This is a genomic window from Arcticibacter tournemirensis (genome assembly GCF_006716645.1).
In the GTDB taxonomy this organism is placed as follows: domain Bacteria; phylum Bacteroidota; class Bacteroidia; order Sphingobacteriales; family Sphingobacteriaceae; genus Arcticibacter; species Arcticibacter tournemirensis.
Genome location: NZ_VFPL01000001.1, coordinates 2,537,322 through 2,561,816, shown reverse-complemented (window position 1 = coordinate 2,561,816; position 24,495 = coordinate 2,537,322). Strand labels below are relative to the sequence as shown.

Below are 24,495 nucleotides of genomic sequence, written 5' to 3'. Positions count from 1 at the left end.
CCGAAGAAGCACAGGAGGAAGCGGCAAGGTGCACCGAAGAGAGGCAAAATCGGTCCAAACGATTTCCCTGCCACCGGCAGTACGTATCCTTAAAGACAAATTTCCCGTCGCGCTCTGTGCAGCACCATGAAGATATAACCTTTCATTTTCATAACTTTGCCGGAATGCAGATACGATCAGCCGAATTTAAGTGCAGCAATACAAGAACAGAGAAGTTACCTCCTCCGGTGTTGCCCGAATATGCCTTCATCGGGCGTTCTAATGTGGGAAAGTCCTCGCTCATTAACATGCTTACAAATAAAAAAGGGCTTGCAAAAACCTCGCAGACGCCCGGTAAGACTCAGCTTATTAATCACTTCCTGATCAATGAAAACTGGTATATTGTCGATCTCCCCGGCTATGGCTATGCAAAAGTTTCACGTAAGAGCCGCGAAGAGTGGGAACGCTTTATCCGCTATTATCTTAAAAACCGTGAAAACCTGCAGTGCGTTTTTGTACTGATCGACAGCAGGCTTGAACCTCAGAAAGCAGATCTCGACTTCTGTTTCTGGCTGGGCGAGCATGGCATTCCGTTTGTCCTTACTTTTACAAAAGCCGATAAGCAATCCAAGGTTAAGACACTTCAGAACGTGAACGGCTTCAAGAAAGCATTCCTTGAGTACTTTGAAGAAGTGCCGCAATACTTTATTACTTCCTCCGAAAATCAGGAAGGCCGTGATGACGTCCTGGCGTTTATTAACGAGGTAAACGGAAGATTTGAGATAAGCTAATAACTTACAACGTAGAACTTACAACTTACAATTTACGTGAAGAAATATTTATCACTCGTACTCTTTGCTCATACCATCTTCGCAATGCCTTTTGCGTTTATTGGTTTTTTTCTGGCTTTAAGCACCACCGAATATCAGTTCGACTGGATGAAGCTCGCGTTTATGATCCTCTGTATGGTCTTTGCCAGAAACTCGGCGATGGCCTTTAACCGGTATCTCGACCGCAACTTCGATGCAAAGAACCCGAGGACTGCCATTAGGGATATCCCCGCAGGTAAGATCCCCGCAAAAAACGCGCTGCTTTTTACTATCACCAACTGCGTCCTGTTTATTTTCACCACCTATTTTATTAATACATTGTGCTTTTATTTATCGCCCGTGGCGCTCGCAGTCGTTTTGGGTTATAGTTTCACCAAGCGCTTCACGCCTTTATGCCACCTGATACTGGGAATCGGTCTGGGCCTTGCCCCTATTGGCGCTTACCTTGTTGTAACGGGAGAGTTCGCCCTGCTGCCCATCTTCTTTTCGCTGGCAGTGGTATGCTGGGTAAGTGGTTTCGATATAATTTACTCTCTCCAGGACGATGAATTTGATAAACAGGAAAAACTCTTTTCTATTCCGGCATGGCTGGGCAGAAAAAGAGCGCTGGCTGTATCTTCATTCCTCCATGTATTAAGCGTTATCTTTGTAACCCTACCCATGTTTTATACCACCTTAGGGGGATTTTATATTACCGGAGTCGTCTTCTTTATCCTACTTTTGATTTACCAGCACCGTCTTGTTAAACCCGATGACTTGAGTAAGGTTGGACGCGCTTTCGGCACCACCAACGGGATCGCCTCTGTTATTTTCGCTGTCTGTTTTCTGCTCGACATTTATTTCAGATAACGCCTCATTATGGAAAAGCCTGCTGAAAAGCAACTGAACGTATTCAGAGATTACCTCACCAGCTTTGTGACTTTTAACAACGAAGAATGGAGTATTTTCTCTGAACATCTGTTTTTAAGGAAGCTGAGAAAGAAAGCGCTCTTTGTTGAATCGGGCCGGGTGTGCAATGAGGTAGGCTTTATTCTGAAAGGTTCCGCCCGCTATTTTCATGTAAAAGATGGAGAAGAAGTAACAACCTACTTCAGCCTTGAAAACGATCTTGTAAGCTCTTATAAAAGCTTTCTTACCCATCAGCCCTCTCTTCTGCACGTCGAAGCGCTTGAGAACACCGAAATGATTGTTTTTTCAGGCGCCAGTCTTCAGCTGCTCCTTACAGATGAACGTGTAAACTTGAAAATGGAGCGTTTTGGCCGTATGGTCGCCGAAGCCACTATCTGTTGCTATGAAGACAGGGTATTCTCATTTGTTACCCAAACGCCCGAAGAACGTTACCTCCAGTTGCTGCAAAGCGGATCGGATATAATCCACCGTATCCCTCAACATTATATAGCGAACTACCTTGGCATCACACCCGTTTCACTTTCACGCATCAGAAAACGGGTTGTAAGTCCCGCACATTCTTTTGCCATATAATCCCTGGCAGACAAAAGCATTTTCTTATCTTTTGTTAACGTTTTCACAACCTGCGCTTTAGTAAGTTTGCATTACTAAATAAATCAGTTATGCACACAATACTTGGGGCCGGAGGGCCGGTGGCCAATGCGCTGGCTCTCGAATTAATAAAAAACGACGATCAGGTACGCCTGGTAAGCCGGAGACCGGTGACGATCAGCGACAAAGCAACATGGTTAAGGGCAGACTTGTTAAACTCTAAAGAGGTCCTGACTGCCACAAAAGGATCCGAAGTGATCTACCTCTGTGCCGGACTTAAATATGATAAGGAAGTATGGAAAGAGCAGTGGCCTGTAATAATGAAAAATGTAATTGACGCTACCAAAGAAAGCGGCGCACGACTGATCTTTTTCGATAATGTTTACATGTACGGTCGTGTTCAGGGCCCGATGACAGAAGAAACACCATACAATCCATCGAGCGAAAAGGGAGAAGTGCGGGCAAAGATCGCTACTGCACTCATGGACGAAGTAAAGGCAGGAAACCTCAATGCAACCATAGCACGCGCTGCTGACTTCTATGGAGCGACCGATTCTATGAACAGCTTCTTCGACATGATGGTGCTGGATAAATACTCAAAAAAACAAAAGGCGCAATGGCTCGGTAACCCTGATACGCTGCACTCCTTCATTTATATTCCGGATGCAGCAAAAGGAGTCTTCCTGCTTGGGCAGCGCCCCGAATCAGGCAATCAGATCTGGCATTTACCTACGGCTCCGGCAATGAAGGGTTACGACTTTATAAACCTCGCTGCTGATATCTTCTCGGTAAAACCTTCTTTTATGAAAGTAAACAATCTTATGCTGCGAACCCTTGGATTGTTCAACCCGGTAATAAAAGGGACAGTGGAAATGTATTACCAGTACGAGTACGACTATAATGTTGATTCGTCTAAATTTGGAAAGGCCTTCTCTGTAAATCCAACGTCCTATCGCGATGGAATACAACACCTGGCAAACACGTTTTATAAAGCTAAATGAGTTTGACAACAACATGACCCGAATTTGGTTTAACTTAGCAGAGTATTAATCAAATCTGGAAGGATCATGATCATTAAGAAAAAATCAAGAACATACGTCCCCGAAAACCTGGAGATAAAATGGGAAAACATAGAGCCATTATTTAACGAACTAAAAGCGAGGGAAATCCAGTCGGTCGTAGAGCTCGAACGATGGTTACAGAACCGCAGCGAACTAGAAGCGGTACTCGAGGAAGATTTCGCATGGAGGTATATCCGCATGACCTGCGATACGGCCAGTGAAAGCCTGCTCAAAGACTTTCAGTACTTTGCTACCGAAATTGAGCCTAAAATTGCCCCTTTGGCAAACGATCTGAATAAAAAGTTTATTGACAACCCTTTTACCGAACAACTGGATCAGGATAAATACCATGTCCTGATCAGGAGCATAAAGAATGCGCTCGACCTGTTCCGCGAAGAGAACGTTCCTCTTTTTACGGAGATACAGGTTAAACAACAAAAGTATCAGTCGATTACAGGAGCCATGAGCGTCACGATCGACGGAAAAGAATATACACTTGAGCAAGCCTCCGTATTCCTCAAGAATCCCGACAGGGCTCTCAGACAGAACGCATGGGAGGCTATCGCCACCAGAAGATTGGAAGACAGGGAGCAGCTCGACAGCCTGTTTGACGAACTCTTAAAACTTAGACATCAGGTGGCCCTGAACGCAGGCTTCGAAAATTTCAGGGATTATATGTTCCGTGCTATGGGGCGTTTTGACTATACGCCCCATGATTGCTATAAATTCCATGAAGCCATTGAACGGGAGGTCGTTCCTGTATTAGAAGCACATGCTCAGAAACGGCAGGAAGCGCTCGGACTTGAAGCATTAAAGCCATGGGATATGGATGTCGATACCTCTGGCAAACCGGCATTAAAACCGTTCGAAACAGGAGCCGAACTGATCCAAAAGTCCGTAGAGTGCTTTAAAGGACTAGACCCTTATATCGGAGAAAGCCTGAGCATCATGCAAGCCAATAACCTGTTCGATGTTGAAAGCAGGAAAGGTAAAGCACCCGGCGGCTACAATTATCCTCTCGCCGAAACAGGCGCTCCGTTTATATTTATGAACTCGGCTAATACATTCCGCGACCTCACGACAATGGTCCACGAAGGCGGCCACGCTCTGCACACCTTTATTTCGGCCGATCTCGAGCTAAACGACTTCAAGCACCTCCCCTCCGAAGTGGCGGAGCTGGCGTCTATGAGTATGGAGCTTATCTCGATGGATCGCTGGGACGTCTTCTTTAGCAATCCTGAAGACCTGGTTCGCGCAAAAAAAGACCAGCTGAAAGATGTTCTGAAGACTCTTCCCTGGGTAGCCGTAGTCGATCAGTTTCAACACTGGATCTACACTAATCCTGACCACACCGCAGAGGAGCGCCGCGAAGCCTGGGTGAAAATATTCGAGCCCTTCAAACATAACTTTGCCGACTGGACCGGTTATGAAGACGCCCTTGCCAACCTTTGGCAGAAGCAATTACATATCTTTGAGGTACCCTTTTATTACATTGAATACGCTATAGCCCAACTCGGTGCGATTGCCGTTTGGAAAAACTACAAGGAAGACCGCGCTCTAGGACTTAAAAACTACAAGGAAGCCCTCAAACTTGGCTATACCAAAACCATTAAGGAGATTTACGAAACCGCCGGCATTAAATTCGATTTCAGCGCCGACTACGTTCGCGAACTGGTAACCTTTGTTCAGGCCGAACTCGAAACGCTGGAGCAATAGAAAGCGAATAGGCTGACTCAACGCGATAATTCTTTATAAGCAAAAAGGAGATGCCTGTTATCAGGTTTCTCCTTTTTACTTATAAAGAATACCCTCAAACCAAATGAGACATTAAAGCTAAATCTTGAGACGATTTGTATAACGAAATTCCGGGCTAATCATCACCTTTATTCATTGAAATCTTATTTTCGTTCGAGGCACCCTAACCAAAATGCTTAAACTCTATACTCAACAACAAGTACTCACCCTCGGGTTGATCGCCGCCCGATATTTACTGTAACCTAAAATCTAAGAATGAAGAAACTTACGACTATTAACTTCAAAATAAGTATATGATAGGATTTGAGGTGAAAATCAACAATGATATCCCAATCAAAATTGCATCACAAAGCAGCCAACTATTCCTCACTGTAATCGAATCGAATGTTCTCCTGCTTATTAGTGGAACTGATCTATCCGGGAACCGGGTAAAATGGCCAAATCAGATATTGAAATCGGGCGACAAAGTAAATATCAAGGTGAAAGATATACAGTGTATTGACGAGCCATCCGAAATTAAGGAACAAAACATTGACTATATCAAGGAAAGATACCTGGATCTAAAAGCAGAGTTAGAAAATAAAGGATTAATATAATTATGATCGGATTAGTGACTCAAAAAGAGGGGCGGGAATATCGGATTCCCCAATTTGCGATATTAAGTTTGATATCCGATCAGCAAAGGTTCTTAATAGAAGGTGCAGGATATATTTTTTCATCTCAAAGAATGAAGGAGGGTATAGAATATGAGTTTCTAATATCAGAGTTTGAAGAACCCTCTGAGCAGATTTCTGCTCCTGAACTTGATCATGAGTTCGAGGAAGCTCTTTTTAGTGAAGAAAATCAGTGGAAACATAAACTGCAATTGTATCGAAAGTTGGAAGCGATACTGAAAGAAAGAGGCGTACTAAATAAACCAAATCAATGACATGCAAAGAATTCTTTTAACCTTACTATTATCTGTTTCTTTTACTTTATCATCCTTTGCCCAGCGCAATTACCCTCAGGAACTTATTAGCCTAATAGAACAAGGCAGATGCTTTGAAGCAAGGGAATATCGCTCGCAATATGCAGACAAGTTACCGTCAAACGACAGAACCTTTGATGTATTTTATAAGGCACATATGGCCCTGTTTTTTAATAAACCGGATAGCGCCGCAATTTATCTGGAAGACCTGATCGCTAATCATGAACTCAAAATTGGACCTAGAATTGGAACCTATTATGGTAAGCTATTGACAGTTTATGATAGTAAACAACGATTCAACGAAGGGATCCTATTATGTGATAAATACATGGATCATTTAAAAAGAAATCCATTTGACAGGGATCTGAGGTTCATTCAAAATGAGCTTACAACTATAGAAAATATAAAGAAAGAATTTGGGTATTACGAAATAGAACCCAGGATCAAAATTGAGAGAGATAGCGCCGCTAGGGAAGCAATAAAAATTAATGATGGTGAGTATATCCGGTTTAACGCTAAATACAACAACGTCACAGCAGAAACATGGTTCGATACAGGAGTGCCAGGCTTTATGATAACACGAAGCCTCGCAGATAATATAGGGACTAAATTGATAAATAAAAGCAAGGACAGCGTACAAATTATAAATGGTATCCCAGTAAGAGCGAGAATTGAAGTAATCGACCAAATAACTATGGGCAGCGTAACACTTTATAATATTCCTGTATTAGTTTTTAACGAGCGATTCGTTCCATATACCGCTGATTCGTTGAATGTTAACGCAAATATTGAAAAAAAGATCAATGATCGGCAAATCGTAATGGGAGTGTCAGCGATGAAACTCATCGGAAGAATTGATTTTGATTTAGAAAAGCGTACCGTTTCTTTTCCTGGCAGTACTGAGAAGATTGGATCTAGTGACTCTTCAAACATCTATTTCGCAGATAGAGATCTTTATATGAAGTTAAAAATTAATGAATTAAATTATGTGGGGTATCTGAATACCGGATCTGATTGCACATTAAATATGACATCTTCATTTCATGAGAAGTATAAAAGGCAGGCAGAAACAGATTCTATTGCACAAAGGAAGCCGTTAGTTCACCATACCACGGCAGGGAATATCTTTCCTGATGTCAACCTCGACGTTAAATTAATAACTAACGAAAATGAGGTTCTTATTTCGGATAGAAAACATCGCGTTAATATTTTTGACGGTGTAATCGGTGTAAACCTCTTTAAAAAACTAGGCTCAAAAATCATCTTCGACTTCAATAATATGAGGGTGAAAGTATCCAGGTAGCTTTATATAAACAGGACAGAACTTTCATACTCCATATACATGTAGTAATTACAAATAGAATCTGACGACATGAAAAGATTTTTTCCAACACTATTATTAACCTTTTCCTTCATTTTGTCATCTTACGCCCAACGTAATTATGCTCAAGACCTTATTAACCTACTTCAACAGCGCAAGGCTTTTGAAGCGAGGGATCTCTATGAACAATATGCAGACAAGCTCCCTTTAAATGACAAAACACTCGATCTCCTCTACAAGGCAGAAATGGCGTCATTTTTCAACAAGCCGGATAGTACAGCTATTTACCTGGAGGATTTGGTTGTTAATCATGAATTTAAATTAGGTCCGGCCATCGGCGTTTTTTACAAAAAACTATTATCTGTGTACGATAGTCAGCAGCGATTCAAAGATGGGATAAAAGTATGCGATAAATATCTGGGATACTTAATCAGAAATCCGCTTAACCAGGAACGCGAGTTTATCCAGAATGAGACAAATTATATAGACAAGGCCAAAGAGTCATTCATATACAGGGATTTAATCGAACCCAGGATTAAAATTGAGAGAACTAATTCCGGTAAAGACCAAACAGCAAAGCTGAATGACAGTGAGCATATCCGATTTAATGCTAAGTACAACGGTGTTACTGCAGAAACATTGTTTGATACCGGGCTTACAGCTCACTTTATGATAACACGAAGCCTGGCAGATAAAATAGGCACTAAATTGGCAAATAAAAGGCAGGATAGTGTGCAGATGTTTAATGGCGTCCCAACAAAAATAAGGATAGAAATCATTGAAAAAGTAGAATTTGCAGGTGTAGGACTTTATAATATCCCGGTATTGGTTTTTAATGATAAAGTTTCGCGGAATCCGCCAGACACTCTAAATGCTAAAACAGAATCAAATATCGAAAAAACATTTAACGACGAGCAGGTAGTAATGGGACTACCAGCAATGAAGCTGATAGGAAGAATTGCGTTTGACTGGGAAAGGCGTGCCGTTTCTTTTCCGTACCATACTGAAAAGATAGACTCCAGCGATTTCTCAAATATGTATTTAACAGATAATAATCTTTTCTTAAAGCTGAAGGTCAATGGACTGAATTATGTGGGGAATCTAAGTACAGGATCTGATGAGTTTTTAAACATGAGATTTTCATTTTATGAGAAGAATAAAGGTCGGATAGAAATTGATTCGGTAACACAAAAAAGACCTTTTCAATTTAATAATACGACCGGAAGTTCGTTTAATATCCCCCACGAGATAGTGAAAGATGCAAAAATTTACCTAAATGGAAGGGGCATAAATCACAATATCGGTGATGTTCTTGTATGGGACAAAAACCTAATTTTCAACACCTTCGACGGGGGCATCGGAGTCAGATTATTTAAACGACTGGGACCACGAATAACCTTAGACTTCGACAATATGAGGTTAAAAGCATCCGATTAATGGTGCAATACCGAAGTATGGCTGGTGATTCCTTATATTTGAATAGATACAAAAAAACAAAAGCAGTAATGGAAAAATCAATAACTCTTTACACGATGATTAGAAGAGAAATTTGGAGATCATCTCTGTTAATAAGCATTCTTTTTTCAACGGTGGGCCTGACGCTAAAAATACTTCATCTAGGCGGGCCGTATGGTTACTGGCTCCTCATTGCAGGCATTATCGCTCATGTTGTTTTTGTGATTACTTCATTGTTTGAAATCAATGGCTCGTACAGAATCAGTAGTACAGAGAAAATTATATGGACAATTGGGTTTATTTTCTTCAGCGTAGTTACTGCCATCTTATACTGCCTTATGAGAAGTAAAAGATGACAGTAAAATACTTTTGAGGTGTCGTAGTACAATCAAAGTAACTTTTCCATTTTATTCTTTGCGTCCAGCGGCCTCAGCTGATTTCCTTTTTCCCTGATGACGCCATTTTTATCAATTAATATATAGAACGGAATCCCTTTTATCTCAAAAGTCCGGGTTAACTCTCGACTCTGCTGAGTTGTAAGAAAGTAATGTTGCCCACCAAGCTGGAACTTTGCAAGGGTAGCCTTCCACTGATCTTTTTGTGAGGCTGTACACAGATAAATGAACGCAGCGTTCCGGTCTTTCATTTGCTGTTCCACCAATTTCGAATTTGGAAATTCACTCAGACAAGGGCCGCACCAGGTCGCCCATACATCAATGTATATCACCTTATTTTTATTGTCCTTAAGAATACTATCCAGCAGCTGGGCTACCGACGAGCCTGCAGCCTCCTTCAAAACTGTTTTGGTATATAAGTTAGGATTATCAATCCTCATCTTTGTTTGCTGGTACAACTGATCAAGCGGTTCCTTAAGGAATGGAAGCTTTATATACTCTTCTCTAAGCTGTTTAAATCTCCCGTATTCCGTTATCTGTTGCTTCTCCAGTTTCCGGGAAAAATAATCCGTCAGCATAATTTGTCGTAAAAGAGTGTCCGGAACATATTTAATGATGCTATGAATAATGATAGAATCGCCAATGTTTGCCGGTAAAAACCAGCCACCAGCATTCACAGCGCCACCTTCAGGGAGATTACCTTTCGTTTGATCGGCAACATATTTATTAAACCGGTCAGAAAAATTCAACAGACTGTACCCGCAGACAAGCATAGTTGAATCTAAAGGCAAGCGGTTGGCAAGTTTTTGAAAATAGCCTTTTGGTACATCCCAGCCATTGAAGATAGACATGTTATTGGCTTCTCTGTGGTCTTTTGGATAAAAAGCCAGCCGATCATAGTATTCCTGTTCGACATATAGTAAAGCCCATTTTTTACTTCTCTCGTCGGGATGATACTGGCTGACGAACATCTTGTACAGGCTGTCCGAATGAGACTTAAGTGCATTCAGATATAGAGTATACTTGCCCACTTCATAATCCTTTATAGCCTGATTCTTTTTATTGAAATCGGTATATAGCGGATCAGAAAAAAACAATTGCTGAAAGACTGATGCGTACCGGTTGGACTCGGCGGTACTTCCACTATACTTAACAGTTCGCAGTACATCAGGTCTGTAGTCGGGCTGTCCGTCAAATTCCACATGCAAACTGTCACCGGGGTAGGTTAACACCAAAAAATTACTTTTATACGTTATCCAGGCGTCGGTAGGAATATAGCTTTCAAAGGTTGCATAGAAATTCCCAAGGCTATCCGTTTTGGCAGTAACATGCTGGGTAGAGAAACCCAGTCTGTTTACATAAATCATAACGGGAATGTCCGGGCTATAGTGGTTGACTTTACCGGTTATAATTACTTGTTTAGGCGTACTCAAAATGGTCTGCCCTTTTGCCGCGTAAAACAGAAAAGAGACGGTTAAAAGCAGAAAGGTTCTGAAGAATGATTTTTTGATCATAGTTTTAATTGATTAGGTCCGTAGCAAGGTATTGTTGAATTCCCGTTTTATAAATATAAAACAATATATCTGCAATAGCAATAGCATTTAGCCGCACCTTAAAACCGGATCTTCCCTTCGGGCAAAGCCGGAGGACCAGATGGCGGAGATTCCTGAAGGATCTGCTGTCGGAGTTTTTCTACCTTCTCATAAAGGGCCGCATCTTTCTTTACCTCGGCCTTCTGCACCTTTTCCCGGATACGCTGGATCAAAGAAAGAGTTGCCTCTCCGCGGTAGGCGTTCAGCGGCTTCTTCTCATAGGGGTCTCCTGTATACGTGAACTCCGGTTTCTGAACATCTTCCTCCCCCTGAGGTACCTGCACCGCATAGAGGATCTCCGCAGGGCTCCAGTCCTTTGTGTTCAGTGTCTGGTCCGAAAAGGTCTTGTTCATCGACATGATCAGCGACACCGTCACCAGTACAATGCTGCCTGCCGGCAGTTCCTTCTCTACCTTCCATACCTGCCCGGGCATCGTTGCCCCGTAATCTACCCAGACATCCCGGCTGGCAAGGTGTTCGTAGTATCCTGCACGGAAATGAAAGGCCGTGGCCGTTAAGCGCAGTGTAATGCCGCTGTAGCGGTTCATCGGACAGCGGATGTCGTGGTAGCTGTTAAAGGACGGTACCCTTACCTCCGGCCTGCCGTCTGCTGCTACCTGTACTTCCGGCCGTACCTGAAGTGCTTGCTGCAAGGACGAATTCTTATTGAACTGGAACCCTGCCAGGTAGCTCAGGTCGCCGTCGTGAAGGTCACGCTCTCCCCTGCCCTTTGTCTGGCTTCCGCGGATGCATTTAAGTATCCTGGAGGTGAAGCGGTTCACCATCCCTTTATCCGGCGAATAAAAAACAGGCCAGAGCGCCTCACGCATTATCCGTGCTGTATTGCTCGCCAGGCCGAACTCAATGCCGCTTTCGCGCGTTGCCTGTGTCTGCTTGAACCGTCGTGGCCTGCTCTGCACAACGTTAATCTCTCCGATGGTGCGGTACACCAGCGGGCCGGCTTTACCATGCACCCGCCCTTGTTTGTCTATTGTTGCCATTCTTTTTTGTCTTTACTTTTTGCTTTCAGCTTTCAGCGGTCAGCCATCAGTATGACAAGATTTTATGGCCGGGAGCTGAAAGGGTTTACTTAAGTAAAGTTTGCAAGAATATTTCAAATTAGAAGTTGATATATATCAACTTTTTCATTTTGTTGTGCCACTCGTATTGATGCTTGTTTTTGTAACTTTGTAAAGAAGTCGCAGGTTTATGATCCGGGTTAAGTACGAACTTAAAACCCTAAATGGCGAATAAAGGTTCGCCTTCAACCAAAGAAACGGGATCAGGAAGACTTCGCAACTCCTGTTTCCAGTCGTCCCTCTTTACTTCCTGTATCTTACTGAGCTGCCCTGCGTCATGGCCGTCCCTTCTCTGAGCCTTCTTATCTGTGAAAGTCTACAGAACCTTTATTTAACCCATAGAAAGTCCACATAAAAACCTTTAGACGTGGACTCTCTATGCTCGCACTATGGGTACACAAAAGACTCATGGAGAACATGGTACAGCGAGGGGCAGGAGCAGGTACAGTTTAGGTAATGATTTGCGGGATGTTGTCAGGAAATGTAGTTAAGGACGATGAATGTTTCGCTAAGTTAACTTGAGATAACGGAAAAATCAATTCGTATTTTCATTTTAAAAAATCTCTGGTACCGGAAGGTTTATAGATGGGCCGCAAAAGGCGTCTCAAAAACTTTTTTTCCGTTTTGCAGGTTAAAAAGGAATGAAAAAGCTATTTCTTATATACACATTTATATTCTACTCTCTTGCAACAGTTGCACAGAGCTGGAAACCAGTAAAGATTGATGATTCAGTTCAGGTGTCGTTACCACCTGGCTTTAAGAAGACTGATACCCTGGGGCAAACCGTAATTAACGCGTCGACATCGTTCGGCAATATCATCATCACGAAACAACCTGACAACCCGGTAAGTACTCCCGACATCGAGAAGGTAAAGCACCTGAACAGCTATTACGACGACTTTGTCAAGAGAATAAGCTCCACGTCAAAGGGTACAGTCAGTAACGAACGGGATACTCTTCTGGGAAAATTGCATGTTAAAGACTTCACTCTTGAGGTGGACAGCGGTAGCGGCAAACAATACCGGAACATCCGCATTCTTCACGAAAACAGCGCTACATACTCCTTTCAGTTTCTTTATAAGGAGATACATGCCCAGTACGCTAAAGGTGAGTCTGAAACATTCTTCAATTCCATCAGGATCCCTCCGGAAGCCGACGTAGCAACCCAGTTTACTGAACCAGAGAACACTAACGGGAAAAAGCCGGCTGGCAGCATGAACTTAATGATGATAGGCGGAGGTCTTTTGTTAGTGGTGATCGTCGTTATCTTAATTATAATGAGACGAAGGCGACGAAGAATTTAGAAAAACGCTATAACAATCTTATTTGAGGACTAAAAATCAGAAAAAACCCATGAACGAGGCTATTTCTGATTTTTTAGTCCTCAACTTTTATATTTTTTTCAAATATTCTTTATGTTTGGCCGATTTATTAAAACATAAAATTATCAGGAAACTGCATGTTGAAAAACTACTTCCGCAAAAAGCCTCTTTCAAATATTCTCTCCGATGTAGAAAGTGGTTATAGTGATGGCGAAGGCAACGGATCGGGCTTGTCGGGATTAAAAAAAGTACTAGGAGTACGGGATCTAACCTTCATGGGTATAGCGGCTGTAATTGGAGCCGGAATATTTTCTACTATAGGGGAAGCTGCCTTTCACGGGGGCCCGGGAGTTACCATTCTTTTCGTACTCACAGCTGTGACCTGTGGTTTTTCTGCCTTGTGCTATGCTGAGTTTGCCGCGAGAATACCGGTATCAGGTAGTGCTTATACTTATGCATACGCCTCGTTTGGCGAACTGATTGCCTGGATCATCGGATGGGATTTACTCATGGAGTATGCAATCGGGAATATCGCCGTTGCAATTTCCTGGAGCCAATACTTCACCAACCTGCTGGAGGGATTCCATATTCACATCCCAGAATACCTTACAATGGATTACCTGTCGGCTTTCAGGGCTCATGAGAAGATACAGCAGCTCACGGCAGCCGGAAATATTTCGGAGATCACCTCTCAGCTTCAGCGCCAGGCCGTAGCGTGGAGTTCAGCGCCGGGGATCGGCCATTTTAAGCTTATAGCTGATATTCCTGCATTAGCCATTGTAATCGCGATAACATATCTCGTTTATATTGGTATCAGGGAAACAAAACGTGCCACGAATGCGATGGTAATCCTTAAAATAGGGATCGTCATCGCGGTTATTGTTCTGGGTTGCTTTTATATCACTCCCGAAAACTGGAGCCCCTTTATGCCAAACGGTTTCAGAGGCGTTATGAGAGGCGTTTCGGGCGTGTTCTTTGCATATATAGGATTTGATGCGATTTCTACAACCGCCGAAGAATGTAAGAACCCGCAGCGAGATCTCCCCAAAGGCATGATCTATTCGCTGGTGATCTGTACGGTGCTCTATATCCTCATCGCCCTCGTTCTTACCGGAATGGTGAATTATAAGGAACTTGCTGTGGGCGACCCTCTTGCTTTTGTATTTGCGCGGGTAGGACTGCATCAGATCAGTTACATTATTTCCATAAGCGCTGTGATCGCTACTGCCAGCGTTCTGCTGATCTTTCAAATGGGGCAACCCCGCATCTGGATGAGTATGAGCAGAGATGGCTTGTTACCAAAGGCATTTTCGAAAATACATCCAAAGTACAAAACACCCGGATTCTCTACCATCGTAACCGGGATTGTGGTGGCGGTACCGGCTCTTTTTATGAACCTCACAGAAGTGACGGATCTTACGAGCATAGGTACGTTGTTTGCGTTTGTACTGGTATGCGGCGGTGTTCTGGTGCTCGACAAGGACGAACAATTACAAAAAGGACGGTTCCGGATACCTTATATCAACTCGAGATATATCATTCCGGGCTTGTTCATCGGGGCTCTGATCGTATTCTGGCAGCCTGTTTCGGGATTATTCACATACTCAGGCGACTGGCATACTTATAAGGACACACTCCCCTATTTCCTGTTTATACTGGTTTCCATCGTTATTACTGTATTGTGCTTTATAAAGAGATTATCGCTCATCCCCGTAATGGGGTTGCTAAGCTGCTTTTATCTGATGACCGAGCTCGGCTATACCAACTGGCTCAGGTTTTTGATCTGGCTGGGCCTCGGATTGCTTGTTTATTTTGGCTATGGTTATAGAAATAGTAAACTTGGGAAAACGCTAAAAAGATTAAGTTAATTGTGACCTTTATTCCGACCTCAATGATTTTACAGGATTCATCAGTGCTGCTTTTACCGATTGAAAGCTAACAGCGAGGATTGCTATAACCATTACCAGAATTGCAGCGGGTATAAACATCCACCATTGAAGCGAGAGCCGGTAAGCATAGCCGTTTAGCCAAAGGCTCATTACGTATGCTGCAATGGGAGTGCCAATACATATTGCGATCATCACGAGCTTTATAAAATCTACGGAAAGTAGCCTCGTGATGTCTGAGACTGAAGCTCCCATTACTTTACGGATCCCTATCTCTTTTGTGCGGCGGCTGATGCTGTAAGCTGCTAATCCGAGTAGTCCAAGACAGGTAATAAACAGCGTTAATGCAGAGAATATGCTTACAATTTTGCCAAACTGCTGATCCGCCTTATATTGCTGGTCGAACATATCATCTAAGAAGTGATACTCAATTGGATGTCCGGGAAATTGCTGATCGTAAACTGCCTTCACTTTGCTTATAAGACCTGGTATATCCGAGCTGGCAATCTTCACAGAAAAAAAACCAGCTCTGTCCTGGTACCAGTGGATCATGGGAAGCAGCGACTCCTTTAATGACTGCTGGTGATAATCATTCATTACCCCGATGATTGTTGAAAATTTAGCATCCGGTGATAAGGTAAGGCTTAGTTTCTCTCCTACCGCTTCTTTGGCATTTTTAAATCCCATCAGGCGGGAAGCTTCTTCTGTAATGACCACCTCGTCTTTGTTAGGCAGTCCCGGACGGAAATTTCTCCCCGCAGCCATCTCTATCGTCATGGCCGGAATAAAATCGGCGTCAATGCCGTACATATAGTAATTATATCCCTTCCCGGCAACAGAGCCATAACGTGTTATCGATGTCATAGTAGAGAGTTCATGCAGGCTCAGTCCCGGGAGAGCGCCTGAAATTGCGACTTTTTCAACCCCGGGCAACTGCATAAGTGAATTTTTAAACGTCAAACTCTGGTAGCGGCTGACGGAATCCTGCTCATTATTGAATGGAGCTCTGATCGTCAGGATTTGAGAGGCGTTCACCCCCAGATCCTGGTGCCGCATATAGGATAACTGCCTGAACACAATGAAGGAAGCTGTAAGAACCACAAGGGCAATAGTGAACTGTCCTGTTACAAGCACCTTCCTCAACAGATCGCTCTTCCCTGAGCTGGTAAACATTCGATTAGTTACACTCGCCGGTTTTGTGGCGGAGAGTGCCAGGGCGGGGTACATACCCGACAAAAGGCAGTTGAATAGGAACAGTGCCGCATAACTTAAAAAGAAAGTCTTAGAGGCAAAAAAAGCTGTATCAGCAGGCCTGTCCACCAGATTTAAGTATGCTGGAAGCGTAAGCCGGATCAGCAAAGCCGATATCATAAAAGCAAAGAGGTTTGTCAGCAGCGTTTCGGTCATAAACTGTTTAATCAGCAGAATGCGCGACGAGCCTAACACTTTACGTACTCCCACTTCTTTTAACCTTTCGGCCGAGCGCGCAGTGGCGACGTTTACGTAATTTACCGATCCGATAATCAAGATCAGTATTGCTGTTATCAGCAGAAAATCAACAGTTTTCTTATTTCCATTTACCTCCGGCTCGAATGTCTTATGTGACTTCAAATGAATGTCCTTAACCGGCTCCGCAACATATTGTCTGTTTCTTATTTTTTCTTTAGTAACTGATTGCAGCTTGCTGTTAAAAGATGCCAGGTTAATACCGGACCGCAATAAAAGATATGTATAATTATTATTCCCATTCCAGCTGTTTAAATCCCAGCCCATCTTCGCGAGTGAGCTAAATGAAAGTAACATATCTAACTTGAGATGGGTATTGAGAGGCGGATCTTCCATTACTCCCGATATAGAGAACACCCGCTCGCCGCTTTTCAATACTTTTCCTTTTACATCGGTAGTACCGAATATCCTGCGGGCCAGTGTTTCTGTAACTACTGCCTGCATGGGCAAACTAAGTGCCGTAGACGGGTCCCCATCAATAAGCCGGTAGCTAAATACGTTGAATAGAGAAGGATCGGCTGCATACAGCCTGTCCACTTTGTAAAACTTACCGTTGTGACTTACTTCCGGAAGTTCTTCAGTTCTCTGTATCCTTACATAATCGATCACTTCCGGCACTTCAGTTTTCAGAAGTGGCCCGAGAGGGGGATGGGTTTCGCAGTCAGTAACAATATATTGCTTTCCTTCATAGAGATCCAATGTGACGCGATAGATATTATCTGCTTTCGTATGAAAGCTCTCGTAACTATGTTCGTATCTTACATAATTAATGATGAGCATAAAGGCAGCTATGGCGATAGCTATGCCGATTACGTTAAGAAGGGAATAAAATGAATCTTTAAAGAAACTCCGCCAGGCAACGATAATATTATTTTTCAGCATGATCCTCAATTTAAGCAGAACAAGGTACCTGCTCAAGAACGGCGCCATGGCTGCAGGAGCATATTTGAGGCTGTTTATATGGTTTAACTGTTCATTTATGTACACCAGTTGTCTGATAACGAACAATTTAATACCGCTCCCTTAATCAATTCTCTTCAGCCTGATATCTTCGGCTGTGGAAACGATCAAAGGAACCTTTTCTACCGTAACAAAGCTAAGATCGAGTCCAAAACCTCTTTCTTCCGAAAGTCCTACATGTTTAAGAATGAAGTAGTATGCCATAATGAAGCGTTCCATAAGACGTAACTTATTGGAGCGGGACAGCACTTTCTCTAAAACAACAAATTTAAAGTCGCCTACAATCTTATGCTTATTTAGTGAGGGATATTTACTAGTGATATCAACTTCTCCTTTCCTTACAAGCTCCTCAACAACGAGCCTGAAAAGAATATTGATGCGTTGTTCTACCCTGAAACCCAAACGAAAATCGATCCGTATTAATTTGCCCGGAACCAGAAAATCAACTTTGTATTCTGTTGTGTAAGGCTCGTCGGTTACATCTACATGCACGAGCCAGTACAGATCGGCGCGCTTCGGCTGTTTCTGAAGAATAGAATACATAATTTTCGACTCTATCTCAGATTTAAAATTTGCACTGGTGAGGTATACCAGTTGGGACGAGTATTTCGGGACGCTTTCGTCCTCACTAAGCTCACTTATTATGTCGTAATAGTCCTCTATTTCAACAAATTTGACATATCTGTTTTTTATCCGCCGGGCACTGGACCACGCCCACATGACGGAAAAAAGAATAGATCCGACTAATAAGCTAAACCATCCGCCATGCGTAAATTTCACCATATTACCAGCGAGGAAAGTGAGCTCTATTATTCCATATATCGTAATAAATATCACAATCAGATAAAAAGGCAATCTTTTACGGTAAAGATACACCGCCACCAGGATGGTAGTCATCAGCATAGCAACCGTTATCGACAGTCCGTAAGCAGCCTCCATCCTGGCCGATTCCTGGAATATTAGCATGACGAGGATACATCCTGTTAATAGGAGCCAGTTCATAGAAGGGACGTATAACTGCCCTTTCTGTATTGTGGGATAATTGATCTTTACCTTTGGCCACAGATTGAGCCGCACCGCTTCAGAAATAAGCGTAAACGAACCGGAGATAAGCGCCTGGCTGGCTATAATTGCAGCCGCAGTTGCAATGGCAATACCAAAAATCAGGAACCAGTCGGGCATTATCTGATAGAACGGATTTTCATTGATATCTGCATTCAGCATAGTGCCCTGTCTCTGCCATAGCCAAACGCCTTGTCCGAGATAATTGAGCACGAGACACGTTTTTACATATATCCAGCTGATACGTATATTCTCCCGCCCGCAATGTCCAAGATCTGAATATAAAGCTTCGGCTCCTGTAGTACATAAGAATACGGCGCCAAGGATAATAAACGCGTCAGGAGAAGAAGTGAGTAAATGCCATGCATAATATGGATTCAGCGCCTTAACGATCTCAGGGAATTGCAAAACGTATACAAAACCGAGAACCCCCATCATGGTAAACCAAAGAAACATGATTGGGCCAAACGTTTTTCCTACGAGCGATGTACCAAATTGCTGAATAACAAAGAGAATTGTTATAATAGCGATGACTATGGGAACCGTTGGAAGTCCGGGATACTTTAGTCCAAGTCCCTCAATAGCCGACGAAACAGTAATTGGAGGGGTAATGATCCCATCAGCCAGCAGTGCGCAGCCCCCTATCATCGCGGGGATTGCAAGCCAGCGGGCCCGGCGCCGCACAAGCGAGAAGAGTGAGAATATACCACCTTCCCCCCTATTATCGGCCCTTAAGGTGATTATTACGTACTTAATGGTCGTTTGTAAAGTAAGGGTCCAGAATATACAGGAAAGTCCTCCAAGTATCAGATCAGGGGTTATTTCGCGTTCTCCGATGATGGCTTTAAAAACGTACAGAGGGGAAGTGCCTATGTCTCCGTATATAATCCCTAAACTTATCAGCAGTCCTGCTCCGGAGAGTTTGTGAATGTCTTTATGATTTGCCACTCTATTTTTTTAACCGGGCACAAAAGTAAGATATGCCAGACAATTAAACAACGGCGTTTATCAGTAGTTTTAAAAATTAATTGAAACTGAAAATCAAGTACTTTGTTACTTTATTATCGCGCTCTCGTATAAGTACATACAACATTTTGTTAAATTTTGTTAAATAGGCCTTCTAAGTACTCTAAATTATGTTTTAATTATTAGATTTGTTGAGGAGATAAAGGATGAAAAAATTTTACTTGTTAGCTATATCGTTTTACTTTATTCTGTTAGGAGCCAGGGCTTTTGATAGTAGAAGTTTTGTTGTGCTGAAGAATGGGTTAGCGGATTCTACAAGAAGAATTCAACGTTCTGCAAGCAAAATCACAGATACGCGGCCCAACAGGCCCTCCAGGAATGATGTAGGGATCAGCATAATTCCCTTTAAACCCATAAGCTCCCGGCCGTCAGGCAGCGCCTCTTCCGGATCAGGATCTGGCAGTGCAGCTTCATCCGCTGCTTCTCCGCAAAAAGTTGCTGCTCCTGATTTTAAAGCATTAAGTAACGTTAAAGTATTCCCCAATCCCGTTGAAGATCAGATAAATATCTCCTATACTCTGAGCAAAGACGCGAATGTGACTATCAAAATCATGGATGTTCTGGGGAATGAAATTGCGACTTTACTATCCCAGCGTTTGCCTTCAGGCGAACAGAACCATAGCTTCGCCATTACGTCGAGACTTAACAGCGGCTATTATTTCATACGATTGATCGCAGGCAACGAAACTATTATAAAGCGAATCTCTGTTTTGTAATTGGGTTGCAGGTAAGGTTGAAGGTTGTGAGGCGTTTACCAAAACTTCTAATTACTAACGATTGATTATTCTTGCAGCCAATTAATTATTAATAATTAATAATTAATAATTAATAGTTCATAATTTAAAACGTTCATAACCCATAACATCTCACCACCCGCAACGTACAACTTGCAACACGGAACATTATCTCTTACCTTCGCTTCATGAAGATTATTGCTGTAGGGCGCAATTATGCTGAGCACGCCAAAGAGTTAAACAATCCTGTTCCTGTTACACCTGTTATTTTCATGAAGCCTGATACTGCTATTTTGAAGGATAACAGTCCATTTTATCATCCTGATTTCTCTGAAGATGTTCATTACGAGGTTGAAGTGGTGTTAAAGATCTCAAAGGAGGGCAAACACATATCGGAAAAGTTTGCAGGAAATTACTTCGATGAAATAGGTCTGGGGGTCGATTTTACTGCCCGTGATATTCAGCAGAAACATAAAGAAAAAGGACTACCCTGGGAACTTGCCAAAGCTTTTGATAATTCGGCTCCTGTAAGCCGCTTTATTTCTAAAAGCCAGTTCGCCGATCTGTACAACATTAACTTTAGCCTGGCCCTGAACGAAAATTTTGTTCAAAAAGGCAACACAAAAGACCTTCTTTTTTCGTTTGAACGCTTAATTGCATTCATTTCGCAATACATCACTTTAAAAAAGGGAGACTTAATCTTTACAGGTACTCCCGAAGGGGTTGGTAAAGTAAGTATTGGCGACCGGCTTAACGGTTATATTGAGAACGAAAAACTGCTTGATTTTGAGATTAAATAGACACATATTTAGAAAAATACAATTCGCTTCATCCTTTCTGTTTTTGGCAATCACTGCATCCGCTCAGGACATTCCAGTGAGTAACAAGTACCCTGCAACTGACTTTATACCCCCTATTGAATTGCCTCCCTCCCTGGCAGGATCGTTCGGAGAAATCAGAAGCGGCCATTTTCATTCGGGCTTAGACTATCGCACCAACCAGAGAGAAGGCTACCCTGTATATGCTGTAGCAGATGGCTTTGTGTCGAGGCTCAGGGTACAGGTGGGCGGTTTTGGAAATGCCGTCTACCTCAATCACCCCAATGGCTACACCACTGTTTACGCTCATCTCCAACGTTTTAACAGCCGGATCGAAAGGGTAATGAAAGACTATCAATACAGACGGCAATCGTATGATGTTGACTTTCCGCTAATGGCTATAGAAATCCCTGTAAAAAAAGGCGAAGTCATTGCCTGGTCGGGCAACACTGGCAGCAGCGGCGGTCCGCACCTTCATTTTGAAGTAAGAGATAGTAAAACCGAGGAGATAATAAATCCGCAGCTCTTTGGGATAGATATACCCGACAGGATTAAACCTAGTATCGGGGGACTGTATATGTACCGGCTAAACGGACAGCCTTTCAGCGAAAATACGCCGAGGCAGTATTTCAGGATTACAGGAGCCGGAGGTAAATATCGCCTATACCAGTCGCCCGTAATTAATTACAGCGGTGATGTTGGATTCGGAATCATCACTGATGATCCCCAACCGGCCGGCAATAAGAACGGCGTTTATTCGATTGAGTTGAAGATGGACAGCGTTACCATCTTTCTATCGGCCATGGAACGCTTTGCATTTAACAACAGCAGGGCAGTTAATTCTCATATTGACTATCCATCACTTCTTCTGTATGGCAGAACCATTCAAAAAAGTTTTATTGAACCCGGCAATCCTCTCGGCATCTACAAAACCGCGGTAAACCGAGGCTTAATTAATGTAACAGACGATAAAATTCACAATATGACCTATATTGTGAAAGACGCAAAAGGAAACACCAGTACGCTGGAATTTAAGATAAAGTATAACCGGCAGTCTGTAATTGAATCAAAGGAAGAGCCTGGTGTAAAAAAGTTTCTGTATAACCAGGCGAATGAATATAGTACCCAGGCCATGAGGGCCGTTTTCCCTAAGGGAGTATTGTATAGCGATATCAACTTCCGGTACCAGCTGACGCCGCGGAAGCGTGGCACCTATTCGCCTGTTCATAAGTTGCATACCAGGCTAATTCCGCTGCACAGCAATTATGAACTCTGGATTAAGGCCGACTCTACCCTACCAGTTCATTTACATCGTAAGGCGTTGATTGTTGATTCAAGAGGTATATCACAGGGCGGAGTTTATGAGAACGGTTATGTCAAAGGGAATCCGCGGGTTTTCGGCGATTTTTATATTACCGTCGATACAATTCCTCCCTCGATCCGGCCTGTCAACATCAGCGAAGGCAAGTCGATGAAGGAACTGAGCAAGATTAGCTTTAAGATCTCAGACAACCTTTCAGGCATCCGATCGTTCAACGGAACAATAGACGGGCAATGGGTATTGATGGAATTTGATCCGAAAACAGCCAGCCTGTGGCATGTTTTTGATGATAAAACCGCTCCCGGAAAACATCATTTTCAATTGGTGGTTACTGATATGATGATGAATTCCAGAACGTTTAACGCTATATTTTATAAGTAAAACTATGTCAGAATTAAAAGAAGGGGATAAAGCTCCTGATTTCACAGCAAAAGACCAGAATGGCAAAAGTGTTTCTCTTAGCGACCATGCTGGTAAAGATGTAATTCTTTATTTTTATCCTAAAGATGATACACCGGGTTGCACAGCCGAAGCATGCAATTTCAGGGATAATTATCAGGCCCTTCAGCAACAGGGTTATGTGGTTATCGGTGTGAGCACTGATGATGAAAAATCGCATCAGAAGTTTTCGGCAAAGTATGATCTGCCATTTACCTTAATCTCAGACGATGAAAAGAAGATCGTCGAGGCATATGGTTCGTGGGTTGAGAAAAATATGTATGGCAAGAAGTACATGGGTACTGCCCGCAAAACCTTCGTTATAGCGAAAGATGGCAGCATTCGCAAGATTATCAGCAAGGTTGATACTGCGAATTCCTCACAGCAGGTGCTTGAGTTAATTGACAATTGATAATTGATAATGGACAGTTGATAAATAATTGTCCATTTTCAACTGTCCATTGTCCATTAACAAACAAAAAGGGAGACTGCCAGCAGTCTCCCTTTTTGTTTGTTATCAGCCTTTTCTTCGGGCTATTACTTTTTGCACGGCGGCGATAATATGATCGCTGTCGAGGCCGTATTTTTTCATCAGTTCGGCAGGTGTACCACTCTCGCCAAAAGAGTCGTCTACAGCTATATATTCCTGGGGAGCAGGATGATTCTTCACCAGTAACTGGGCGATGCTGTCACCTAGTCCGCCAAGACGGTTATGCTCTTCTGCGGTAACCACACATCCGGTTTTAGCAACCGATTTCAACACAGCTTCTTCATCGAGTGGTTTAATCGTATGAATGTTGATGATCTCAGCATCTATGCCCATTTCTGCAAGTTTCTCACCGGCAAGGATAGCTTCCCATACAAGGTGGCCGGTAGCAAAAATACTCACGTCTTTACCTTCGTTGACTGTCCATGCTTTCCCGATTTCAAACTTCTGATCAGGGTCAGTAAAGATGGGCATAACAGGCCGTCCGAACCGTAAATAAACCGGACCTTCGTATTCTGCAATAGCAATCGTAGCAGCCTTAGTTTGATTATAGTCGCAGGTGTTGATCACGGTCATGCCAGGCAACATCTTCATTAGCCCGATATCTTCGAGGATCTGATGTGTTGCACCATCTTCGCCCAGAGTTAAGCCGGCGTGTGACGCACATATTTTTACGTTTTTATCCGAATAGGCAATCGACTGACGGATTTGGTCGTATACCCGCCCGGTTGAGAAGTTAGCAAATGTTCCGGTAAAAGGAATTTTACCTCCTATTGTCATACCTGCTGCAATACCCATCATATTCGCTTCGGCAATCCCCATCTGGAAAAAGCGCTCAGGGAATTCTTTGATGAAGGCCTCCATTTTAAGAGAGCCTACAAGGTCGGCGCAGAGCGCCACCACGTTCTCGTTTCTTTTACCAGCTTCCAGTAAGCCGGCTCCGAAGCCCGAACGTGTATCTTTTTTTTCTGTGAAAGTATATTTTTTCATTAGAATATCTA

At 42.9% G+C, this 24,495-nt stretch carries 20 protein-coding genes; 15 read left to right on the top strand and 5 right to left on the bottom strand.

All coding sequences use genetic code 11. The features are described from left to right. The first annotated feature begins 164 nt into the window (after positions 1-164). The 9 genes from yihA to BDE36_RS10635 all read left to right on the top strand — a co-directional run bounded on the left by yihA (position 165) and on the right by BDE36_RS10635 (position 8,850). Entirely contained in the window at positions 165-770 is a 606-nt protein-coding gene (gene yihA, locus BDE36_RS10675; RefSeq protein WP_141816558.1) for a ribosome biogenesis GTP-binding protein YihA/YsxC, read from the top strand. Positions 771-806: 36 nt separating this feature from the next. Then, a complete protein-coding gene (locus BDE36_RS10670) occupies positions 807-1,658 on the top strand; it encodes a 4-hydroxybenzoate octaprenyltransferase (RefSeq protein ID WP_141814839.1) in 852 nt (283 codons plus the stop codon). A gap of 9 nt (positions 1,659-1,667) precedes the next feature. Further along, positions 1,668-2,291 (top strand): Crp/Fnr family transcriptional regulator, encoded by a 624-nt coding sequence (locus BDE36_RS10665; protein WP_141814838.1) that lies wholly within the window; start codon positions 1,668-1,670, stop codon positions 2,289-2,291. 89 nt (positions 2,292-2,380) lie between these two features. After that, complete coding sequence (locus tag BDE36_RS10660; RefSeq protein WP_141814837.1) at positions 2,381-3,310, top strand: NAD-dependent epimerase/dehydratase family protein; 930 nt, start codon at positions 2,381-2,383, stop codon at positions 3,308-3,310. A gap of 66 nt (positions 3,311-3,376) precedes the next feature. Continuing rightward, positions 3,377-5,086 (top strand): M3 family oligoendopeptidase, encoded by a 1,710-nt coding sequence (locus tag BDE36_RS10655; RefSeq protein ID WP_141814836.1) that lies wholly within the window; start codon positions 3,377-3,379, stop codon positions 5,084-5,086. Positions 5,087-5,418: 332 nt separating this feature from the next. Beyond that, complete coding sequence (locus BDE36_RS10650) at positions 5,419-5,721, top strand: S1 domain-containing protein (RefSeq protein ID WP_141814835.1); 303 nt, start codon at positions 5,419-5,421, stop codon at positions 5,719-5,721. Positions 5,722-5,723: 2 nt separating this feature from the next. Beyond that, entirely contained in the window at positions 5,724-6,053 is a 330-nt protein-coding gene (locus BDE36_RS10645) for a hypothetical protein (RefSeq protein WP_161987595.1), read from the top strand. A gap of 1 nt (position 6,054) precedes the next feature. Beyond that, a complete protein-coding gene (locus BDE36_RS10640) occupies positions 6,055-7,395 on the top strand; it encodes a retropepsin-like aspartic protease (protein ID WP_141814833.1) in 1,341 nt (446 codons plus the stop codon). A gap of 69 nt (positions 7,396-7,464) precedes the next feature. Continuing rightward, the gene (locus BDE36_RS10635; RefSeq protein WP_141814832.1) at positions 7,465-8,850 is read left to right on the top strand and encodes a retropepsin-like aspartic protease; all 1,386 of its coding nucleotides are present in this window, start codon (positions 7,465-7,467) and stop codon (positions 8,848-8,850) included. A gap of 406 nt (positions 8,851-9,256) precedes the next feature. On the opposite strand, the gene BDE36_RS10630 is transcribed toward BDE36_RS10635, so the two are convergent. Continuing rightward, the gene (locus tag BDE36_RS10630) at positions 9,257-10,777 is read right to left on the bottom strand and encodes a TlpA family protein disulfide reductase (RefSeq protein WP_141814831.1); all 1,521 of its coding nucleotides are present in this window, start codon (positions 10,775-10,777) and stop codon (positions 9,257-9,259) included. A gap of 98 nt (positions 10,778-10,875) precedes the next feature. Then, positions 10,876-11,856: a hypothetical protein gene (locus BDE36_RS10625; RefSeq protein ID WP_128771481.1), complete on the bottom strand. Its 981-nt coding sequence runs from the start codon at positions 11,854-11,856 to the stop codon at positions 10,876-10,878. A gap of 719 nt (positions 11,857-12,575) precedes the next feature. Between BDE36_RS10625 and BDE36_RS10620 the strand changes: the two genes are divergently transcribed. Both BDE36_RS10620 and BDE36_RS10615 read left to right on the top strand, forming a co-directional pair. Next, a complete protein-coding gene (locus BDE36_RS10620; protein WP_141814830.1) occupies positions 12,576-13,238 on the top strand; it encodes a hypothetical protein in 663 nt (220 codons plus the stop codon). 155 nt (positions 13,239-13,393) lie between these two features. Next, on the top strand, positions 13,394-15,124 hold the full coding sequence (locus tag BDE36_RS10615) for an amino acid permease (protein WP_141814829.1): 1,731 nt from the start codon (positions 13,394-13,396) through the stop codon (positions 15,122-15,124). Between the two features lie 9 nt (positions 15,125-15,133). On the opposite strand, the gene BDE36_RS10610 is transcribed toward BDE36_RS10615, so the two are convergent. Continuing rightward, positions 15,134-17,530 carry an ABC transporter permease gene (locus tag BDE36_RS10610; RefSeq protein ID WP_161973448.1) on the bottom strand — a complete coding sequence of 799 codons (2,397 nt, stop codon included), beginning with the start codon at positions 17,528-17,530 and terminating at the stop codon, positions 15,134-15,136. A gap of 141 nt (positions 17,531-17,671) precedes the next feature. Beyond that, positions 17,672-19,618, bottom strand: coding sequence for a KUP/HAK/KT family potassium transporter (locus BDE36_RS10605; protein WP_128770538.1), 1,947 nt, complete (start codon positions 19,616-19,618; stop codon positions 17,672-17,674). A 224-nt stretch (positions 19,619-19,842) separates the two neighbouring features. Between BDE36_RS10605 and BDE36_RS10600 the strand changes: the two genes are divergently transcribed. The 4 genes from BDE36_RS10600 to bcp all read left to right on the top strand — a co-directional run bounded on the left by BDE36_RS10600 (position 19,843) and on the right by bcp (position 23,419). Next, positions 19,843-20,412 (top strand): T9SS type A sorting domain-containing protein, encoded by a 570-nt coding sequence (locus BDE36_RS10600; protein WP_141814828.1) that lies wholly within the window; start codon positions 19,843-19,845, stop codon positions 20,410-20,412. Between the two features lie 206 nt (positions 20,413-20,618). After that, positions 20,619-21,230: a fumarylacetoacetate hydrolase family protein gene (locus BDE36_RS10595; RefSeq protein WP_141814827.1), complete on the top strand. Its 612-nt coding sequence runs from the start codon at positions 20,619-20,621 to the stop codon at positions 21,228-21,230. Next, entirely contained in the window at positions 21,217-22,950 is a 1,734-nt protein-coding gene (locus BDE36_RS10590) for a M23 family metallopeptidase (RefSeq protein ID WP_244939613.1), read from the top strand. Before BDE36_RS10595 ends, BDE36_RS10590 begins: the two co-directional genes overlap by 14 nt. A gap of 4 nt (positions 22,951-22,954) precedes the next feature. Beyond that, positions 22,955-23,419, top strand: coding sequence for a thioredoxin-dependent thiol peroxidase (gene bcp, locus BDE36_RS10585; RefSeq protein WP_141814826.1), 465 nt, complete (start codon positions 22,955-22,957; stop codon positions 23,417-23,419). A 105-nt stretch (positions 23,420-23,524) separates the two neighbouring features. Here bcp and BDE36_RS10580 read toward each other — a convergent pair whose 3' ends face one another. Next, complete coding sequence (locus BDE36_RS10580; protein WP_128770542.1) at positions 23,525-24,484, bottom strand: transketolase family protein; 960 nt, start codon at positions 24,482-24,484, stop codon at positions 23,525-23,527. Between the last annotated feature and the right edge of the window lie 11 nt (positions 24,485-24,495).